General features: G+C 72.6%; 17 protein-coding genes. 4 read left to right on the plus strand and 13 right to left on the minus strand.

What is annotated here, in order from left to right; all coding sequences use genetic code 11:
• Window positions 1-83: 83 nt before the first annotated feature.
• Window positions 84-746 carry a DUF4328 domain-containing protein gene (locus tag RND61_RS05240; protein ID WP_315876501.1) on the minus strand — a complete coding sequence of 221 codons (663 nt, stop codon included), beginning with the start codon at window positions 744-746 and terminating at the stop codon, window positions 84-86.
• A 457-nt stretch (window positions 747-1,203) separates the two neighbouring features.
• Between RND61_RS05240 and RND61_RS05245 the strand changes: the two genes are divergently transcribed.
• The 3 genes from RND61_RS05245 (at window position 1,204) to RND61_RS05255 (ending at window position 2,080) form a co-directional block, all read left to right on the plus strand.
• A complete protein-coding gene (locus RND61_RS05245) occupies window positions 1,204-1,356 on the plus strand; it encodes a hypothetical protein (RefSeq protein WP_315876502.1) in 153 nt (50 codons plus the stop codon).
• A gap of 64 nt (window positions 1,357-1,420) precedes the next feature.
• On the plus strand, window positions 1,421-1,837 hold the full coding sequence (locus RND61_RS05250; RefSeq protein WP_315876503.1) for a hypothetical protein: 417 nt from the start codon (window positions 1,421-1,423) through the stop codon (window positions 1,835-1,837).
• Between the two features lie 69 nt (window positions 1,838-1,906).
• A complete protein-coding gene (locus RND61_RS05255; RefSeq protein WP_315876504.1) occupies window positions 1,907-2,080 on the plus strand; it encodes a hypothetical protein in 174 nt (57 codons plus the stop codon).
• A 291-nt stretch (window positions 2,081-2,371) separates the two neighbouring features.
• Here the strand turns inward: RND61_RS05255 and RND61_RS05260 are convergent, their stop codons facing one another.
• The 5 genes from RND61_RS05260 to RND61_RS05280 all read right to left on the minus strand — a co-directional run bounded on the left by RND61_RS05260 (window position 2,372) and on the right by RND61_RS05280 (window position 10,973).
• Window positions 2,372-2,746, minus strand: coding sequence for a VOC family protein (locus tag RND61_RS05260; protein ID WP_315876505.1), 375 nt, complete (start codon window positions 2,744-2,746; stop codon window positions 2,372-2,374).
• Window positions 2,743-3,495 carry a VWA domain-containing protein gene (locus RND61_RS05265; protein ID WP_315876506.1) on the minus strand — a complete coding sequence of 251 codons (753 nt, stop codon included), beginning with the start codon at window positions 3,493-3,495 and terminating at the stop codon, window positions 2,743-2,745. Before RND61_RS05265 ends, RND61_RS05260 begins: the two co-directional genes overlap by 4 nt.
• Window positions 3,496-3,796: 301 nt before the next feature.
• On the minus strand, window positions 3,797-5,257 hold the full coding sequence (locus RND61_RS05270; protein WP_315876507.1) for a glutamate synthase subunit beta: 1,461 nt from the start codon (window positions 5,255-5,257) through the stop codon (window positions 3,797-3,799).
• Window positions 5,250-9,812 carry a glutamate synthase large subunit gene (gltB, locus tag RND61_RS05275; RefSeq protein WP_315876508.1) on the minus strand — a complete coding sequence of 1,521 codons (4,563 nt, stop codon included), beginning with the start codon at window positions 9,810-9,812 and terminating at the stop codon, window positions 5,250-5,252. The genes RND61_RS05270 and gltB overlap by 8 nt, the downstream gene beginning before the upstream one ends.
• Before the next feature lie 432 nt (window positions 9,813-10,244).
• Window positions 10,245-10,973, minus strand: a complete 729-nt coding sequence (locus RND61_RS05280) for a VIT1/CCC1 transporter family protein (RefSeq protein ID WP_315876509.1) — start codon at window positions 10,971-10,973, stop codon at window positions 10,245-10,247.
• 174 nt (window positions 10,974-11,147) lie between these two features.
• On the opposite strand from RND61_RS05280, the gene rbsK reads away from it, so the two are divergent.
• Window positions 11,148-12,050, plus strand: a complete 903-nt coding sequence (gene rbsK / locus RND61_RS05285) for a ribokinase (protein ID WP_315876510.1) — start codon at window positions 11,148-11,150, stop codon at window positions 12,048-12,050.
• A 64-nt stretch (window positions 12,051-12,114) separates the two neighbouring features.
• Here rbsK and lgt read toward each other — a convergent pair whose 3' ends face one another.
• The 7 genes from lgt to RND61_RS05320 all read right to left on the minus strand — a co-directional run bounded on the left by lgt (window position 12,115) and on the right by RND61_RS05320 (window position 18,065).
• Window positions 12,115-13,095 (minus strand): prolipoprotein diacylglyceryl transferase, encoded by a 981-nt coding sequence (gene lgt, locus RND61_RS05290; protein WP_315876511.1) that lies wholly within the window; start codon window positions 13,093-13,095, stop codon window positions 12,115-12,117.
• A gap of 127 nt (window positions 13,096-13,222) precedes the next feature.
• Window positions 13,223-14,152, minus strand: coding sequence for a DsbA family protein (locus tag RND61_RS05295; RefSeq protein WP_315876512.1), 930 nt, complete (start codon window positions 14,150-14,152; stop codon window positions 13,223-13,225).
• Between the two features lie 63 nt (window positions 14,153-14,215).
• Window positions 14,216-15,031, minus strand: coding sequence for a tryptophan synthase subunit alpha (trpA, locus tag RND61_RS05300; RefSeq protein WP_315876513.1), 816 nt, complete (start codon window positions 15,029-15,031; stop codon window positions 14,216-14,218).
• Window positions 15,028-16,314 carry a tryptophan synthase subunit beta gene (gene trpB / locus RND61_RS05305; RefSeq protein ID WP_315876514.1) on the minus strand — a complete coding sequence of 429 codons (1,287 nt, stop codon included), beginning with the start codon at window positions 16,312-16,314 and terminating at the stop codon, window positions 15,028-15,030. Before trpB ends, trpA begins: the two co-directional genes overlap by 4 nt.
• Window positions 16,315-16,369: 55 nt before the next feature.
• Window positions 16,370-16,630: a tryptophan biosynthesis modulator TrpM gene (gene trpM, locus RND61_RS05310; RefSeq protein ID WP_391652891.1), complete on the minus strand. Its 261-nt coding sequence runs from the start codon at window positions 16,628-16,630 to the stop codon at window positions 16,370-16,372.
• A 9-nt stretch (window positions 16,631-16,639) separates the two neighbouring features.
• Entirely contained in the window at window positions 16,640-17,449 is an 810-nt protein-coding gene (gene trpC / locus RND61_RS05315; protein WP_315876515.1) for an indole-3-glycerol phosphate synthase TrpC, read from the minus strand.
• A 115-nt stretch (window positions 17,450-17,564) separates the two neighbouring features.
• Window positions 17,565-18,065: a DUF2752 domain-containing protein gene (locus RND61_RS05320; RefSeq protein ID WP_315876516.1), complete on the minus strand. Its 501-nt coding sequence runs from the start codon at window positions 18,063-18,065 to the stop codon at window positions 17,565-17,567.
• Window positions 18,066-18,080: the final 15 nt, after the last annotated feature.

The raw sequence follows: 18,080 nt of genomic DNA on the forward strand, positions 1-18,080 counted from the left end.
GTCCGCCAGATCTCGCCGTAGTCCACAGCCACTGATTCAACCCCCGTGGGCACCTGTTCATCAGTACCGCTCCGGGTGTGGTGTCACCCTGCGGTCGGAGCAATGCCGCCGGCATCGGCCGGCGCCAGGTGGTGGGGGTCTGGGGCGGGGCGCGTGCGTTCTGTGACCCGGGCGCGCTGCATCCCGGTCAATTTGTGCACGAATCGGATCGCAAGGAGCGCGGCGACGATGTCGACGATCCCGGCTGCGACGAGCAGTTCGGTGGCGGACACGATCTCCTGCGGGGTTTCGGCCGCCTCGTAGCGCCAGTTGACCAGGCGTGTGACCAGCCAGGTCGCCAGGAAGGCTCCCCACCACAGGTTCACGGGGGTGGAAGGTTCGTGCTCGTCGCCCGCGTACGGGCGGGGCCGGCTCGCGGTCCAGACCTGTACGGCGATCCCTCGGGGCAGCCACAGGAACGCGAGGGGAATGAACCAGGACCCGATCGCCCAGCCCGAGCCCCGCTTGAACAGGTCGGGGGCGAAGACGTCGGCGTTCTTGCGCACTCGGTGGAACCAGATGATGAAGACCACTCCGGCGGCGAGGAAGGCCATCATCTGCAGGGATGTCGTGATGTACACGAACCAGTCCGCACGCTCGCCCTCGGCTTCTGAGGGAAAGGCGAAGGGGCGTTCCCTCATCGGGGAGAGCAAGGCACGCGTGTTCACCGTGGCGGCGATCGCGGCGATGTCGGTGAGAACCACCACACCCAACAAGATCATCACCGCCCGCCCGAGTCCGACCGGCGAGCGAAGAGACGCGCGCACCGGCCGGAGCAGCGACGACGCAGCGGACCTGGCCCCGCTCGACGTCTGCGAGGAGGCGCAGTCCCCGCAGCGGCCGTCATCGGCCGTCGCCACCGGTCTGCGGCAGACGGAACAGATCAACACGAAAGTACCCCCCACGAGGAACGACGAAGCCGGCGTTTCCCCAAGCGCCGTGCACGGATACGGCCCATCGGGAGACCGCATGCGGAAGATACGCCTCCGATTAGGTCGCCGTCCACCGCGTTTCCTCAGCTCACAGAGCCTTTGGGGGAACGCATCCAGCCTAGGCTCCCCATCGGACAGACGGTCGACACCGGCTGTCTGCCTCGAAACTCTGCCGCCCCGCCTCTCCGGGCCGTCCTACGAGAAGACGTGGCGTCGGAGTCGGCACTCTTGCGTGACCGCCATCAAGCGTGACATCGGCACCCTCGCCGCGGCCGACCTCGGCCAGATCACCCGCGCCGTGAAGCGCGAACTGAAGACGCTGCAGTACCGGCCGGAGGTCATCGACGGTTGCCTCGCAGGCACCGACCTGGCCCTGGTCCTGTGAGGGTCGGGGCGGCCGACCCGAAATTGATCGAAGCACAAAGCTGCTGGTCAGCTATGGTCGCGGCATGACTGACAGCCTGCCCGAGGACGTAGCCGACGTGCTTGATCTCATCCTGAGCCCGGACGAGCCCGTTCACGTCGCCCTCCGACGGCAGGTGCCCCAACTCAGGGTGCGATCCCGCTGTGAGTGTGGGTGCGGCGCTGCCGACTTCGAACTCGACACCGACGCGGTGGAGCCCGCGCCAACGGGCCTCGGCACCGTCGTGGCCGCCGACGTGCAACTGTTCACCGAAACCGGCGAGTGCCCCGGCGAGGTCCTGGTCTTTGCACAAGGCGGTTACCTCTCATGGCTGGAGGTCTGCTCTTGGAGCGATGACGTCGAGGTGAATCTCTCCGCGGCGCGGCGCTGGCTACGGCCGGCGGTCTCGGACCCTGACGCCGCCACCACGAGCCGATCGACATCACGGGTTCAAGTTCAGTAGACCGCCGCTGTTCGAGCAACAGCGCCCGAGAGGCGGTGGGTTGTCGGTGCAGGTCCGTACGCTTTGTCCATGCCCTCTCCCTCCAGGCCCCACGGCCGGCTGCGCCCTGCTGCTGCGCGGATCAGCGCGGCGGTCCGTCTGCTCGTGGGGGAGCCCGATGTCCCCGGCCGCGCGGCGGAGTACCAGCGGCTCCTGGTCCAGTGGAGCGAGGTGGCACGGGTCGACGTGGTCAAGGCGGCGTGACGCACGGGCGCCCCGCCGGGTCGGCTTCCGGCGGGGCGCTCGCTCCAGGGTCCTCCGTACCGAGCAGCATCAGCACGGGACGGGGCGGCCGTACGCCGCGGTGATGATCAGTCCCGCCCCTGTCCCCCCACGTGTCCCCGGCCTCGGGGGACGGGAGGCCGGCGCCCAGGACCCGGGCGGCGCCCCCGGGCCCGGGCGGCGCCCCGGCGGCGGGCGCCCGCGCCGGCCCGGCCGCCCCGCGCCACCCGCGTCGGCCCGGCCGCCCGGGCCGCCGGGCCGGGTCGCTCGGGGTCAGTCCGCGCGTTCGGCGGCGCTGCGCTCGACGCAGAACTCGTTGGCCTCGATGTCGGCCAGGACCGCCCAGCCCGTGCCGTCCGGTCGGCGGCGGTCGGCGACGAGGACCGCGCCGAGGGCGAGGAGGCGCTCCACCTCCTCGTCGCGGGTGCGGTCCTGCGGCTGGAGGTCCAGGTGCAGCCGGTTCTTGACGGTCTTGCCCTCGGGGACGGTCACGAAGAGGAGGCCCACCCCCGGTGCCCGCACCAGCGCTTCCGGGTCGCCGGGCCGGTCGTCGTCGGAGAGGGGCGCTTCGAGGACGGCGGCCCAGAAGGAGGCCAGCGCGTAGGCGTCGGCGCAGTCGATGGTCACGTGTCTCACCAGGGAACTCATGTGCCAAGACTGTCACTTCGGACCGGTGTCGTCCCCCGGATAACGCCCTGGGCGCGGGCCGCGGCGAGCCAGGACGGGAACCGCCCGACCAGACGGTCGTACAGCACGTCGTCGGGGACGCGACGCGGGTCCCGCCCGGCATGGAAGAAGCCGGTGTTGTCGACGGGGCGCCGGGCCGGTACGGGCAGTTCGCCGAGGCGGCGCAGGAAGTCGAACTGGTGGCTGCCGGGGTCGCCGAAGCCCACGAACTGCCAGAACATCGGCAGCCGGGCCGCCTTGCACACGTACTTCTCGGCGAGGAGCCTGCTGGTGGGTCCGCCGTCGGTCTGGAAGACGACGAGGGCCGGGTCGGTGGTGCCGCTGTCGAGGTGGTGGTCGATGACGGCGTCCATGGCGAGGTGGTAGTTGGTCCTCCCCATGTGGCCGAGACCGGCCGCGATCCGGTCGACCCGGCCCCGGTGGTCGGCGAGTTCGACGACGGTGACGGCGTCCACGCCGGTGGAGAAGAACACGACCGGGACGCGCCCGTCGTCGTCCAGGTGGGCGGCGAGCCCGAGCACCCGGTCGGCCAGGGCCTGGACGCTGCCGTCGCGGTAGTAGGGGCGCATGGAGCCGGAGTGGTCGACGACCAGGTAGACCGCCGCCCGCTGCCCCTCCAGTCCGTGCCTGCGCAGGGAGGCGCCCGCGCGCTTGTAGAGGTCGACCAGCGCGGGCGCGGTCCGTTCGATCTTCCGCAGGTCGATGGCCATGTGTGCTCCCCCCGGGCGCCGGCCGTGCGCGGCGCCCCGTGTCGTGTTCCGTGCGCGCCGGAATCACACCACGGGAGACCGGAATCACACTACGGCGGCACCAGGGCCACGCACCGCGCCGAAGCCGGGCCCACGCACCACGGCCCAGCCGGGCCCACAGGCCGCGCCGAAGCCGGAGTCCCCCACCGCGGCGAAAGGGCGCCGCGACATGGCGCAGCGCCCGCCATGGTCCGGTCGGGGACGTGGCAGGCGCTGCTGTGTTCCGCACGCCGTTGTACGGGACGTTGTGGGGCGCGGACGGTCAGACCGTGAGCGCGCGGTCGGTCGGGCGGATCGGGGCCGGCAGGTCGCTGGCACCGGTCAGGTAGCGGTCCACCCCGCGGGCCGCGGAGCGGCCTTCGGCGATGGCCCACACGATGAGCGACTGGCCGCGGCCCGCGTCGCCGGCGACGAAGACCCCCGGCACGTTCGTCTGGAAGTCGGCGTCGCGGGCGATGTTGCCGCGCTCGTCGAGCTCCAGGCCGAACTGCTCGACCATGCCGTTGTGGACGTCGGTGCCGGTGAAGCCCATGGCGAGGGTGACCAGCTGGGCGGGGATCTTCCGCTCGGTGCCGGGCTTCTGCGTCAGCTTACCGTCGATGAACTCCACCTCGACCATGTGCAGCCACTGGACGTTGCCGTCCTCGTCGCCCTCGAAGTGGGTGGTGGAGACGGAGTAGACCCGCTCACCGCCCTCCTCGTGGGCCGAGGTGACCTTGTACAGCATGGGGAACGTCGGCCACGGCTGGTGCGGCGCCCGCTCCTCCCCCGGCTTGGGCATGATCTCCAGCTGGGTGACGGACAGCGCGCCCTGGCGGTGGGCGGTGCCCACGCAGTCCGCGCCGGTGTCGCCGCCGCCGATGACGACGACGTGCTTGCCCTCGGCGGTGATCGGCGGGGTGACGAAGTCGCCCTCCTGCACCTTGTTGGCGAGCGGCAGGTACTCCATCGCCTGGTAGACGCCCTTGAGCTCGCGGCCCGGGACGGGCAGGTCGCGGGCGGTGGTGGCGCCCGCCGCGATGACGACCGCGTCGTACCGCTTGCGCAGGTCCGTGGCCTTGAGGTCGCGGCCGATCTCGACGCCGGTGCGGAAGCGGGTGCCCTCCGCGCGCATCTGCTCGATGCGGCGGTTGATGTGCCGCTTCTCCATCTTGAACTCGGGGATGCCGTACCGGAGCAGGCCGCCGATGCGGTCGGCGCGCTCGTACACGGCGACCGTGTGGCCGGCGCGGGTCAGCTGCTGGGCGGCGGCGAGGCCGGCCGGGCCGGAGCCGATGACGGCGACGGTCTTGCCGGAGAGCCGCTCCGGGGGCTGCGGGGTCACGTTGCCGGACTCCCACGCCTTGTCGATGATCGAGACCTCGACGTTCTTGATGGTGACGGCCGGCTGGTTGATGCCGAGCACGCACGCCGCCTCGCAGGGCGCGGGGCAGAGCCGCCCGGTGAACTCCGGGAAGTTGTTGGTGGCGTGCAGCCGCTCGTACGCGGCGCCCCAGTCCTCGCGGTAGGCGAAGTCGTTCCACTCGGGGATGAGGTTTCCGAGGGGACAGCCGTTGTGGCAGAACGGGATGCCGCAGTCCATGCACCGCGACGCCTGCTTGCTGATGATCGGCAGCAGGGAGCCGGGGACGTAGACCTCGTTCCAGTCCTTGACGCGCTCGCTCACCGGGCGGCTCTGGGCGCCTTCGCGCCCGGTGGTCAGGAAGCCCTTGGGGTCAGCCATTGGTCGCCGCCTCCATCATCTTCTCGGTGGTCTCGGCCTCGGAGAGGCCGGCCCGCTCGGCGGCGTCCTTGGCGGCGAGCACTGCCTTGTACGTGGACGGGATGATCTTGCTGAAGCGGTCCGCGGCGACGGACCACTCGGCGAGGAGCTTCTCGGCGACGGTGGAGCCGGTCTCCTCGTGGTGGCGGCGCACCACGTCGTGCAGCCACGCCTTGTCGGCGTCGTCGAGGGCCTCGACGGCCGTCAGGTTGCCGGAGTTGACGTTGTCCGGGTCGAGGTCGATGACGTAGGCGACACCGCCGGACATGCCGGCCGCGAAGTTCCGTCCCGTCTCGCCGAGGACGACGGCGTACCCGCCGGTCATGTACTCGCAGCCGTGGTCGCCGACGCCCTCGGAGACCACCAGCGCGCCGGAGTTGCGGACGCAGAAGCGCTCGCCGGTGCGGCCGCGCAGGAAGATCTCGCCGCCGGTCGCGCCGTACGCGATGGTGTTGCCGGCGATGGTCGAGTACTCGGCCAGGTGGTCGGCGGCGCGGTCCGGGCGGACGATGAGGCGACCGCCGGACAGGCCCTTGCCGACGTAGTCGTTGGCGTCGCCCTCCAGGCGGAGGGTCACGCCGCGCGGCACGAACGCGCCGAACGACTGGCCCGCGGAGCCGGTGAAGGTGATGTCGATCGTGTCGTCGGGCAGGCCCGCCCCGCCGAACCGCTTGGTCACCTCGTGGCCGAGCATGGTGCCGGCCGTCCGGTTGATGTTGCGGATCGGCAGCTGGGCGCGGACCGGCCGGGCCTCCTCGGCGCTCGCCGCGCCGAGCGCGTCGGCGGCCAGCTCGATGAGCTGGTTGTCCAGGGCCTTCTCCAGGCCGTGGTCCTGTCCGACGACCTGGTGGCGGACGGCGCCCTCGGGCAGCTCGGGGACGTGGAACAGCGGGGACAGGTCGAGTCCCTGGGTCTTCCAGTGGTCCACGGCGCGCGTGGTGTCGAGGAGCTCGGCGTGGCCGACCGCCTCGTCCAGCGTGCGGAAGCCCAGCTCGGCGAGGAGCTCGCGGACCTCCTCGGCGATGAACTCGAAGAAGTTCACGACGAACTCGGGCTTGCCGGCGAACCGCTCGCGCAGCACCGGGTTCTGCGTGGCGATGCCGACCGGGCAGGTGTCCAGGTGGCAGACGCGCATCATGACGCAGCCGGAGACGACGAGCGGCGCGGTGGCGAAGCCGAACTCCTCGGCGCCGAGGAGCGCGGCGATGACCACGTCGCGGCCGGTCTTGAGCTGGCCGTCGGTCTGGACGACGATCCGGTCGCGCAGTCCGTTGAGCAGCAGGGTCTGCTGGGTCTCGGCGAGGCCGAGCTCCCAGGGGCCGCCCGCGTGCTTCAGCGAGGTGAGCGGGGAGGCGCCCGTGCCGCCGTCGTGGCCGGAGATGAGCACCACGTCCGCGTGGGCCTTGGACACGCCGGCCGCGACCGTGCCGACGCCGACCTCGGACACCAGCTTCACGTGGATGCGGGCGGCCGGGTTGGCGTTCTTGAGGTCGTGGATCAGCTGGGCCAGGTCCTCGATGGAGTAGATGTCGTGGTGCGGCGGCGGGGAGATCAGGCCGACGCCGGGCGTGGAGTGCCGGGTCTTGGCCACCCACGGGTACACCTTGTGGCCGGGGAGCTGGCCGCCCTCGCCGGGCTTGGCGCCCTGGGCCATCTTGATCTGGATGTCGTCGGCGTTGACGAGGTACTCGCTGGTGACGCCGAAGCGGCCGGAGGCGACCTGCTTGATGGCCGACCGGCGGGCCGGGTCGTAGAGGCGGTCCGGGTCCTCGCCGCCCTCACCGGTGTTGGACTTGGCGCCCAGCTGGTTCATGGCGATGGCGAGGGTCTCGTGCGCCTCCTTGGAGATGGAGCCGTACGACATGGCGCCGGTGGAGAACCGCTTGACGATCTCGCTGACCGGCTCGACCTCCTCCAGGGGGATCGAGGGGCGGTCGGACTTGAAGCCGAACAGGCCGCGCAGCGTCATCAGCCGCTCGGACTGCTCGTTCACCCGGTCCGTGTACTTCTTGAAGATGTCGTACCGCTTGGTGCGCGTGGCGTGCTGGAGGCGGAAGACCGTCTCGGGGTCGAACAGGTGCGGCTCGCCCTCGCGGCGCCACTGGTACTCGCCGCCGATCTCCAGGGCGCGGTGGGCCGGCGCGATGCCGCTGGCCGGGTACGCCTTGGCGTGGCGGGCGGCGACCTCCTTGGCGATGACGTCGAGGCCGGCGCCGCCGATCTTGCTGGAGGTGCCGTTGAAGTACGCGTCGACGAAGTCCTGGTCGAGGCCGATGGCCTCGAAGACCTGGGCGCCGCGGTAGGAGGCGACGGTCGAGATGCCCATCTTCGACATGACCTTCAGCACGCCCTTGCCGAGGGCGTATATCAGGTTGCGGATGGCCTGCTCGGGCTCGACGCCCTCGATGAACGTGCCGGCGCGGACGAGGTCCTCGACGGTCTCCATGGCGAGGTACGGGTTGACCGCGGCGGCGCCGTAGCCGATGAGCAGCGCGACGTGGTGGACCTCGCGGACGTCGCCGGCCTCGACCAGCAGGCCCACCTGGGTGCGCTGCTTGGTGCGGATGAGGTGGTGGTGAACGGCCGAGGTGAGCAGCAGCGAGGGGATCGGCGCGTGCTCGGCGTCGGAGTGCCGGTCGGACAGGACGATGAGGCGGGCGCCGTCCTCGATGGCGGCGTCGGCCTCGGCGCAGATCTCCTCGATCCGGGCGGCGAGGGCGTCGCCGCCGCCGGAGACCCGGTACAGGCCGGAGAGGGTGACGGCGGTCATGCCGGGCATGTCGCCGTCGGCGTTGACGTGGATGAGCTTGGCCAGCTCGTCGTTGTCGATGACCGGGAACGGCAGGGTGACGCTGCGGCAGGACGCGGCGGTCGGCTCCAGCAGGTTGCCCTGGGGGCCGAGCGAGGAGAGCAGCGAGGTGACGAGTTCCTCGCGGATGGCGTCCAGCGGCGGGTTGGTGACCTGCGCGAACAGCTGGGTGAAGTAGTCGAACAGCAGGCGCGGCCGGTCGGAGAGCGCGGCGATGGGCGAGTCGGTGCCCATGGAGCCGATCGGCTCGGCACCGGTGCGGGCCATCGGCGCGAGGATGACGCGCAGCTCCTCCTCGGTGTAGCCGAAGGTCTGCTGGCGGCGGGTGACCGAGGCGTGGGTGTGGACGATGTGCTCGCGCTCGGGCAGGTCGCCCAGCTCGATGATCCCGCTCTCCAGCCACTCCTGGTACGGGTGCTCGGCGGCGAGCTTCGCCTTGATCTCGTCGTCCTCGATGATGCGGTGCTCCGCGGTGTCGACGAGGAACATCTTGCCGGGCTGGAGGCGGCCCTTGCGGACGACCTTGCCGGGCTCCACGTCGAGGACGCCGACCTCGGAGGAGAGGACGACGAGGCCGTCCTCGGTGACCCAGTAGCGGCCGGGGCGCAGGCCGTTGCGGTCCAGGACGGCGCCGATCTGGGTGCCGTCGGTGAAGGTGACGCAGGCGGGGCCGTCCCAGGGCTCCATCATCGTGGAGTGGTACTGGTAGAAGGCGCGCCGGGCCGGGTCCATGGAGTCGTGGTTCTCCCACGCCTCGGGGACCATCATCAGCACCGCGTGGGGCAGGGAGCGTCCGCCGAGGTGCAGCAGCTCCAGGACCTCGTCGAAGGAGGCGGAGTCGGACGCGTCCGGGGTGCAGATCGGGAAGATCCGCTCCAGGTTCTTGTCGCCGAAGAGGTCGGAGACGAGCTGGGACTCGCGGGCGCGCATCCAGTTGCGGTTGCCCTGGACCGTGTTGATCTCGCCGTTGTGGGCGACGAAGCGGTACGGGTGGGCGAGCGGCCAGCTCGGGAAGGTGTTGGTGGAGAACCGGGAGTGGACCAGGGCGAGCGCGCTGGCGATGCGGCGGTCGGACAGGTCCGGGAAGAACGGCTCCAGCTGCCCGGTGGTGAGCATGCCCTTGTAGACCAGGGTCCGGGAGGACAGCGACGCGAAGTAGACGCCCAGCTCCAGCTCGGCGCGCTTGCGCAGCACGAACGCCTTGCGGTCCAGGTCGATGCCGGAGCTGGCGCCGCCGTCGGTGACGAAGAGCTGGCGGAAGACAGGCATGGTGGAGCGGGCGGTGGCGCCCAGGAGGCCGGGGGTGACGGGGACCTCGCGCCAGCCGAGGACGGTGAGGCCCTCCTCGGCGGCGAGCGTCTCGACGCGCGAGACGGCCTCGTCCGCGGTGCTCTCGGGGAGGAAGGCGGCGCCGACGGCGTACGTGCCGGCCTCGGGCAGCGCGAATCCGGCGACCTCGCGCAGGAACGCGTCCGGGACCTGGATGAGGATGCCCGCGCCGTCACCGGAGTCGGGTTCGGAGCCGGTCGCGCCGCGATGCTCCAGGTTGCGCAGTACGGTCAGCGCCTGCTCGACCAGCTCGTGGCTGGGGACACCGGTGAGGGTGGCCACCAACCCGACGCCGCACGCGTCGTGTTCGTTGCGGGGGTCGTACATCCCCTGCGGAGCGGGGCGACTGTCCATGGGCGACCAGGCGTCGGAACGCATCGGCTCTCCCGTCGTCGTCGTGGCATGTGCGAGTGCCGAAGGGACGACGTTGGCCCTCCGCTGAAATTTCGTGCAGGTTACATGATGGAACGCTTCTCGGAAACCGGATAGTTCATTCCAACATGCGGACACCACAGGGGTGGTGCCGCTGTGGTTTCGCGTCGGGGTGGACGGAGCAGGAGGTACACGGGGACGTCCTGCGTCCTGTCGGGGAAGCGGGCCTCGTTGCCCGCGGTGCTCACGACTCATCCCCTCTGGCGAGGGAGTCGAAACCGGCGGATATCGGCTACCTATGCGGCACCCCGCATAGTGTCCCACCTGCCGGCCGATCCGGCTACCGGACGTTCGTCACAACGCCCCGGCAACACGAAGGTAACCCGCCGCCCCGCGGTCGCGCACCACGGGCGCCCGGCGGCCGGGCGCCCGCCCGCCTCAGAGCACCGCGCCGAAGACGCTGCCCAGCGCGTACGTCACGGCCGCCGCAGCGCCGCCGAGGACGAGCTGCCGCAGGCCGCTGTACCACCAGCCGCGCGCCGTCACCCGCGCGACCAGCGCCCCGCAGGCGAACAGGCCGACCAGCGCCAGCAGCACCGCCGGCCACAGCGCGGTCGCGCCCAGCAGGTACGGCAGGACCGGCAGCAGCGCGCCCAGCGCGAACGAGCCGAACGACGAGACGGCGGCGACCAGCGGCGACGGGAGGTCGTCCGGGTCGATGCCCAGTTCCTCGCGGGCGTGGATCTCCAGCGCCTGCTCCGGGTCGCGGGAGAGCTGCATGGCCACCTCGCGGGCGAGCCGGGGCTCGACGCCGCGCGCCACGTACAGCGCGGCCAGCTCCTCCATCTCGTCCACCGGGTGCTTGCGCAGCTCCCGCCGCTCGACGTCCAGCTCGGCCTCGACCAGCTCCCGCTGCGAGGCGACGGACGTGTACTCGCCGGCCGCCATGGAGAACGCCCCGGCGGCGAGGCCGGCCAGGCCCGTGATGACGACGGTCTGCTGCGAGACCGCGCCGCCCGCCACTCCGGTCATCAGCGCCAGGTTGGAGACCAGCCCGTCCATCGCGCCGAACACCGCCGGGCGCAGCCAGCCGCCGTTCACGTCGCGGTGCGTGTGGTTGTCGCGGTGGGCGACGTGCGGCGCGGCGGCGGTCTCGATGATGGACACGGCTCTCCCCTTGCTCCGCGCGGGACGGCCCCGCGCTTTCCTCGATCATCTTCGAAACTACGCTCGATGTAAGGGGCGCGCTAGCAAGGCAGGCTTTACTTAGTAAGGGTCGCCACACCACCGCCCCGTGTCCGCGCCGGGCGTCGGCGGCGCCTCGCGGGGGAGAATTCCGGCATGACGCGCACCTTGCCCCGGACCCGCATCGCGGTGCTCGGCAGCACCAACATGGACCTCGTCGCCTACGTCCCCCGGGCCCCCGGGCGCGGGGAGACCGTGACGGGGCGGGAGTTCCGCACGGTCCCCGGCGGCAAGGGCGCCAACCAGGCCGTCGCGGCGGCCCGGGCGGGCGCCGAGGTGTCGATGATCGGCGCGGTGGGCTCCGACGACTTCGGCGCCCGGCTGCGGGCCGCCCTCGCCGAGTCCGGCGTCGACACGGGGCTGCTGCGCACGGTCGACGGCCCGTCCGGCACCGCCCACATCGTGGTCGACGACGACGGCGCCAACGCCATCGTCGTCGTCCCCGGCGCCAACGCCTCCGTCACCGGCCTCACGCCGGAGGACGAGGCCCGCATCGCGGCGTCGGACGCGCTGCTGCTCCAGCTGGAGCTGCCGCTGGACGCGGTCGCCGCCGGCGCGGAGGCCGCCCGCCGCCACGGCGTCCGCACGATCCTCACCCCCTCCCCCGTCCAGCCGCTCCCGCACGACCTGCTGGCCCTGGTCGACCTGCTGGTGCCCAACGAGCACGAGGCGAGCGCCCTGACCGGCGTCGCCGACCCGCGCGCGGCCGTCGAGGAGCTGCTGCGGGACGTCCCGGAGGTGGTCGTGACGCTCGGCGCGGCCGGCTCCCTGTACGCGGCCCGGGGCGCCCGCCCGGTGGCCGTGCCCGCCCGCCGGGTGCGGGCCGTGGACACCACCGCGGCCGGGGACACGTTCACCGGGGCGCTCGCGGTGGCCCTCGGGGAGGGCAGGCCCGTACCGGACGCCCTCGCGTGGGCGTCGGCGGCGGCGTCGCTGTCGGTGCGGCGGGCCGGGGCGTCGTCCTCCATGCCGTACCGCTCGGAGATCGACGCGCTCTGAGACGGCGAAGCGGCCGCCCGGACCCCCTCGGGCCCCGGCGGCCGCTCCTCGCGCGCGGACGCGGTTACGACTTCTGCGGCGTCTTCGCCCCGGCGTCGGCAGCGGTCTTTCCGGTGGCGGTCTTTTCGGCGGCGGGCCCGTCGGCAGCGGTCTCGTCGGCGGCGGGCTCGTCGGCGGCGGGCTCGTCGGCCCCGCTCCCGCCGGGGGCCGTCGCGCCGGCCGCGGCGGTGGCCGCCGAGGGCTCCACGACCTCCTCCCGGCCCGGCCGCTTCCGCGCCGACAGCACGATGTACGTGACGGCCAGCAGGAAGACCACGATCGCCGTCCACACGTTGAGGCGCAGCCCCAGGATGTGGTGGGCGTCGTCGACGCGCATGTACTCGATCCAGCCGCGGCCCGCGCAGTACGCGGCGACGTACAGGGCGAAGGCCCGGCCGTGGCCCAGCGTGAACCGGCGGTCGGCCCAGACCACCAGGAGGGCGACGCCGACGCACCACAGCGACTCGTACAGGAACGTCGGGTGGTAGAGCCCGGCCTCGCGGTTCGCGCCCTCGCTGATCTCCAGCGCCCACGGCAGGTCCGTGGGCCGGCCGTACAGCTCCTGGTTGAACCAGTTGCCCCAGCGGCCGATCGCCTGGGCGAGGGCGATGCCCGGGGCGATCGCGTCGGCGTACGCGGGCAGCGGGATCCCCCGGCGGCGGCAGCCGATCCAGGCGCCCACCGCGCCGAGCGCGATCGCGCCCCAGATGCCGAGGCCGCCTTCCCAGATCTTGAACGCGTCGACCCAGTTCCGGCCCTCGCTGAAGTAGAGCTGGTAGTCCGTGACGACGTGGTAGAGCCGGCCGCCGACCAGTCCGAAGGGGACCGCCCAGACGGCGATGTCGGCCACGGTGCCGGCGGTGCCGCCCCGGGCGATCCAGCGCCTGTTGCCGTACCAGACGGCGACGAAGACACCGATGATGATGCAGAAGGCATAGCCGCGCAGCGGGACCGGTCCGAGGTTGATCACACCGGTCGACGGGCTGGGAATGTAGGCAAGGTCCATGGCATCACCGACGCTACCCTGCCGGACCGGCGACCGGGCCGCCCACCCGGCAAAGACTGCATAACACCCGGCCGGTTCCGCCCGGCCGGACGGCGGCCGGGGCCGCGGCGCGGGCCCCGGCGCGGCGTCAGTACGCGGGGTCCGCGCCGGAGCCCGGTCCGGAGCCGGTGTCCGAGTCGCCGCGGGCCCCGCTCGCCGCGGGCGACGCGGGCGACGCTGTCCCCGGCGCGGTCGCGGACGCCCCGGTGGACGGGGTCGCCGTGCCGGGCTTCTTGCCCTTGTTGGCCTGCGCGACCCACTTCTTCAGGTTCGCCGGGGAGATCTGCTCGTTCCCCTTCGCCGGGAAGACCGGCTCGCCGTTGAGCAGGACGGTCGGCGTGCCCCGGAAGTCCCCCGAGCGGAACGCCTCGTTCGACGCGTTCACCCAGCCGTCGTGCGTGCCCTCGGCGACGCAGGAGCGGAAGGCGGGGGTGTCGAGGCCCGGCACCTTCGCCGCCAGCTCGAACAGCTTCGCGTCCTTGGCGAAGGCGTCGTCGGCCTCCTCCGGCTGGTTCGCGAAGAGCACGTCGTGGTACGCGCTGAACTTCCCGGCGTCCTGCGCGCACGCCGCGGCGTTCGCCGCGTTGAGCGAGCCGCTGCCGCCCATGTTGCCGTCGATGATCGTGGCGAGCCGGTACTCGGTCCGCAGCTGCCCGGCGGCCTCCAGCTCGTGGATCGTGTCCCGGAAGTTGTTCTCGAACATGGCGCAGGCCGGGCAGCGGAAGTCCTCCCACACGGTCAGCGTGGCGGGGGCGTCCGGCGCGCCGACCGGGATGACGAGCTGGTCCTCGCCGGTGGCGCCGGACGGCGCGGTCACCGGGCCCTTGCCGGACGTGTCGCCCTTGCCGCCGGTGTTCGCCGCGATGACGCCGACGACGGCGGCGAGGCCGAGCACACCGGCGACGGCCGCCGTCACCAGCACCAGGCGGCGGCGCTTCTCACGAGCCTTCTCGCGCTCGCGTTCGATCTGGAGGCGCTGGCGCGCGCTCCCCTTCCCTGCCCTGTTCTTCTCGTTCACGCCCAAGCAACGAACCGGGGAGGCACGTTCGCGCCTCCCCGGTTCCACAACCACCCGTACGAGCTACGAAACCCGCCGCACGCCCCGGGCCAGTTCGCCCGCCAGTTCCCGTACGGCCGCCACTCCGGCCGCGTGGCCGTCGGCGTCGAGGAGCCGCTTGACGAAGGCGGAGCCGACGATGACGCCGTCCGCGAAGGAGGCGACCTGCGCGGCCTGCGCGGCGTCGGACACGCCGAGCCCGACGCAGACCGGCAGGTCCGTGGTGGCGCGGGTGCGCCGCACGAGTCCGGCGGCCTGCTCGCCGACCGACTCCCGGGTGCCGGTGACGCCCATGAGGGACGCCGCGTAGACGAACCCGGAGCCGGCGGCGGTGATCGTGGCGAGCCGCTCGTCCCTGCTGCTGGGCGCGACGACGAACACGGTGGCCAGGCCGTGCTTCTCGGCGTGCTCCCGCCACAGCCCGGACTCCTGGACGGGCAGGTCGGGCAGGATGCACCCGGCGCCGCCGGCCTCGGCCAGCTCCGCGGTGAACCGCTCGACGCCGTACCGGTCGACGGGGTTCCAGTACGTCATGACCAGGACCGGCTTGCCGGTGGCCTCGAACGCCTCGCGGACCGTGCGCATCACGTCGGCGATGCGGACGCCACCGCGCAGGGCGATGTCGTCGGCGGTCTGGATGACGGGGCCGTCCAGGACGGGGTCGCTGTGCGGCAGGCCGACCTCGACGATGTCGGCGCCGCCCTCCAGGACGGCCTTGACCGCCTCGATCCCGCCGTCCACGGTCGGGAAGCCGGCCGGGAGGTACGCGATGAGCGCCGCCCGGTCCTCGGCCTTGGCCGCGGCCAGGGTGTCGCTCAACAGCCCGATGTTCCCGCTCACTTGGCGTCCCCCTCGATCTCGGCGGTGGCGCCGGCCTCGTCGGAGGCGACCTCGGCGTCGGTGTCGTACAGCCCGAAGTAGCGGGCGGCGGTGTCCATGTCCTTGTCGCCGCGGCCGGACAGGTTCACCAGGATCAGCCCGTCGGGGCCCAGCTCCCGGCCGAGCTCCAGGGCGCCGGCGAGGGCGTGCGCGGACTCGATGGCCGGGATGATGCCCTCGGTGCGCGACAGCAGGCGCAGGGCCTGCATGGCCGCGTCGTCGGTCACGGCGCGGTACTCGCCGCGGCCACTGTCCTTGAGGTAGGCGTGCTCGGGGCCGATGCCCGGGTAGTCCAGGCCGGCGGAGATCGAGTACGGCTCGGTGATCTGGCCCTCGTCGTCCTGGAGGACGTACGAGCGGGAACCGTGCAGGATGCCCGGCTCGCCGGCCGTCAGGGTCGCCGCGTGCTCGCCGGTCTCCACGCCGTGGCCGGCCGGCTCGCAGCCGACGAGGCGGACGCCCTCGTCGGGGATGAACGCGTGGAACAGGCCGATGGCGTTGGAGCCGCCGCCGACGCAGGCGACGGCGGCGTCGGGCAGCCGCCCGGCGCGCTCCAGGATCTGGCGGCGCGCCTCGACGCCGATGACCCGGTGGAAGTCGCGGACCATGGCCGGGAACGGGTGCGGTCCGGCGACGGTCCCGAAGAGGTAGTGGGTGCTGTCGACGTTGGCGACCCAGTCGCGGAACGCCTCGTTGATGGCGTCCTTCAGCGTGCGGCTGCCGGACTTCACGGCGATGACCTCGGCGCCGAGCATCCGCATGCGGGCGACGTTGAGGGCCTGGCGCCGGGTGTCGACCTCGCCCATGTAGATGGTGCAGTCGAGGCCGAACAGCGCGCACGCGGTCGCGGTGGCGACGCCGTGCTGGCCGGCGCCCGTCTCGGCGATGACGCGGGTCTTGCCCATCCGCCTGGTGAGCAGGGCCTGACCCAGCACATTGTTGATCTTGTGGGAGCCGGTGTGGTTCAGGTCCTCGCGCTTGAGGAAGATCCGGGCGCCGCCGGCGTGCTCGGCGAACCGGGACACCTCGGTCAGGGCGCTGGGCCGGCCGGTGTAGTGGACGAGCAGGTCGTCGAGCTCGGCGGCGAACGCCGGGTCGGCCTTGGCCTTGTCGTACTCGACGGCGACCTCGTCGACGGCGGCGACGAGCGCCTCCGGGATGAACTTGCCGCCGAAGGCGCCGAAGTAGCCCTCGACGTTCGGAACGCGACCCTCCGGGTCGGGAATGAAGAACTCGCTGGACATGCGGAAACCTCACGGTGAGTGTGGGTGGACACCGAACGCCGTGGGGCGGGGGTCGTCAGCCGGCCGCGAGCCGGACGCGACGCGTCGCGCAGTCGTTCCCCGCGCCCCGCGGGGGGCGCCATCGCATGCCGTTGACCTGGCCGGGCTCGGAGCCGATGACGTACCGCACGCGCCGTCCGTGCACCCGCCGCGCGGGCGCGCGGCAGCCCCGGGGGCGGCAGCCCCGGGCGAGCCGGGCGTACGCCTCCGGGGGCGTGGCCAGGACCGCGCGGGGCCGGGCCGCGGCCGGGGTGACGGGGGTGACGGGCACGGACACGGCAGGCGCTCAGTCCCGCCCGTGCCGCAGCGCCGGGTGCGCCCCGGCGGCGACGAGGTCCGCCACGGCGACCTTCGGGTCGCGGCCGGTCACCAGCGACTCGCCGACGAGCACCGCGTCGGCGCCCGCGTTGGCGTACGCGATCAGGTCGTGCGGGCCGCGGATGCCGGACTCGGCGACCTTGACGACGTGGGACGGGATCTCGGGGGCCACGCGCTCGAACGTGGAGCGGTCCACCTTGAGGGTCTTCAGGTCGCGGGCGTTGACGCCGATGATCCGGGCGCCCGCGTCGACGGCGCGGGCGACCTCCTCCTCGTCGTGGACCTCGACGAGCGGGGTGAGGCCGATGGACTCGGCGCGCTCGACCAGCGAGACCAGCGCGGGCTGGTCCAGAGCGGCGACGATCAGCAGGGCGACGTCCGCGCCGTACGCGCGGGCCTCCCAGAGCTGGTACGCGGTGACGATGAAGTCCTTGCGCAGGACCGGCACGTCCACGCGCGCGCGGACGGCCTCCAGGTCGGCGAGGGAGCCGCCGAAGCGGCGCTGCTCGGTGAGGACGGAGATCACGGCCGCGCCGCCCGCCTCGTAGTCCGCGGCGAGTCCCGCGGGGTCGGCGATGGCGGCCAGGGCGCCCTTGGAGGGGCTGGAACGCTTGACTTCGCAGATCACCTTGACGCCCTCGCCACGCAGGGCGGCAGCGCCGTCGCGGGCTTGGGGGGCCTTGGCGGCCCGCTCCTTGAGCTCGTCGAGGGAGACCCGCGCCTGTCGCTCTGCGAGGTCGGCGCGCACGCCTTCGATGATCTCGTCGAGCACACTCACGCGAGAGGCCCCCTTCCGGGAGGGTGATGATTGATCAAGCCAGACACCCTCGATGGTATCCGGAGGTGGGGCCATCGTCCGCATCCGGTTGACGTCCCGTCGGTGACCTGGGCCTTCACGGGGCGAGCGCGGAACCGAAGGGCAGGTTCCGCACGACGGTGAAGACGGCCCAGGCCCCGCCGAGCAGCCAGAGCGCGAGCGGGCTCGGATCCAGCCGTACGGGGAGCCCTCGGGCCGCCTTGACCAGCCAGAACACCATGAACACCACGAAGGCGGCGTATCCGGCGACCGCCATGGCGTTGGCGCCGAGGGCGGCGGCGAGGTCGCCGTGGACGAAGGCGTGGGCGCTGCGCAGCCCGCCGCAGCCGGGGCAGTACAGGCCCGTGTAGCGCAGCAGGGGGCAGACGGGGTAGTGGCCGGGCTCGTTCGGGTCGACGGCGCCGACGTACGCGAAGGCCGCCGCGGCGCCCGCGAGGGTACCCAGCGGCGGCAGGAGCCGCCGGTGCGGCGGGCGGGGGGCCGGGAGCGGCGCGTACGGGGCGCGGGCCGGGCCGGGGTGCGGCCCGGCGGGGGGCGGGGGGTGCGGTCCGGCGGGGGATGGTGTCGTGGCGTCCACCCGCTGATTGTCGCC

It is taken from the genome of Streptomyces tamarix (assembly GCF_032423885.1).
GTDB classification, from domain to species: Bacteria; Actinomycetota; Actinomycetes; order Streptomycetales; family Streptomycetaceae; genus Streptomyces; species Streptomyces tamarix.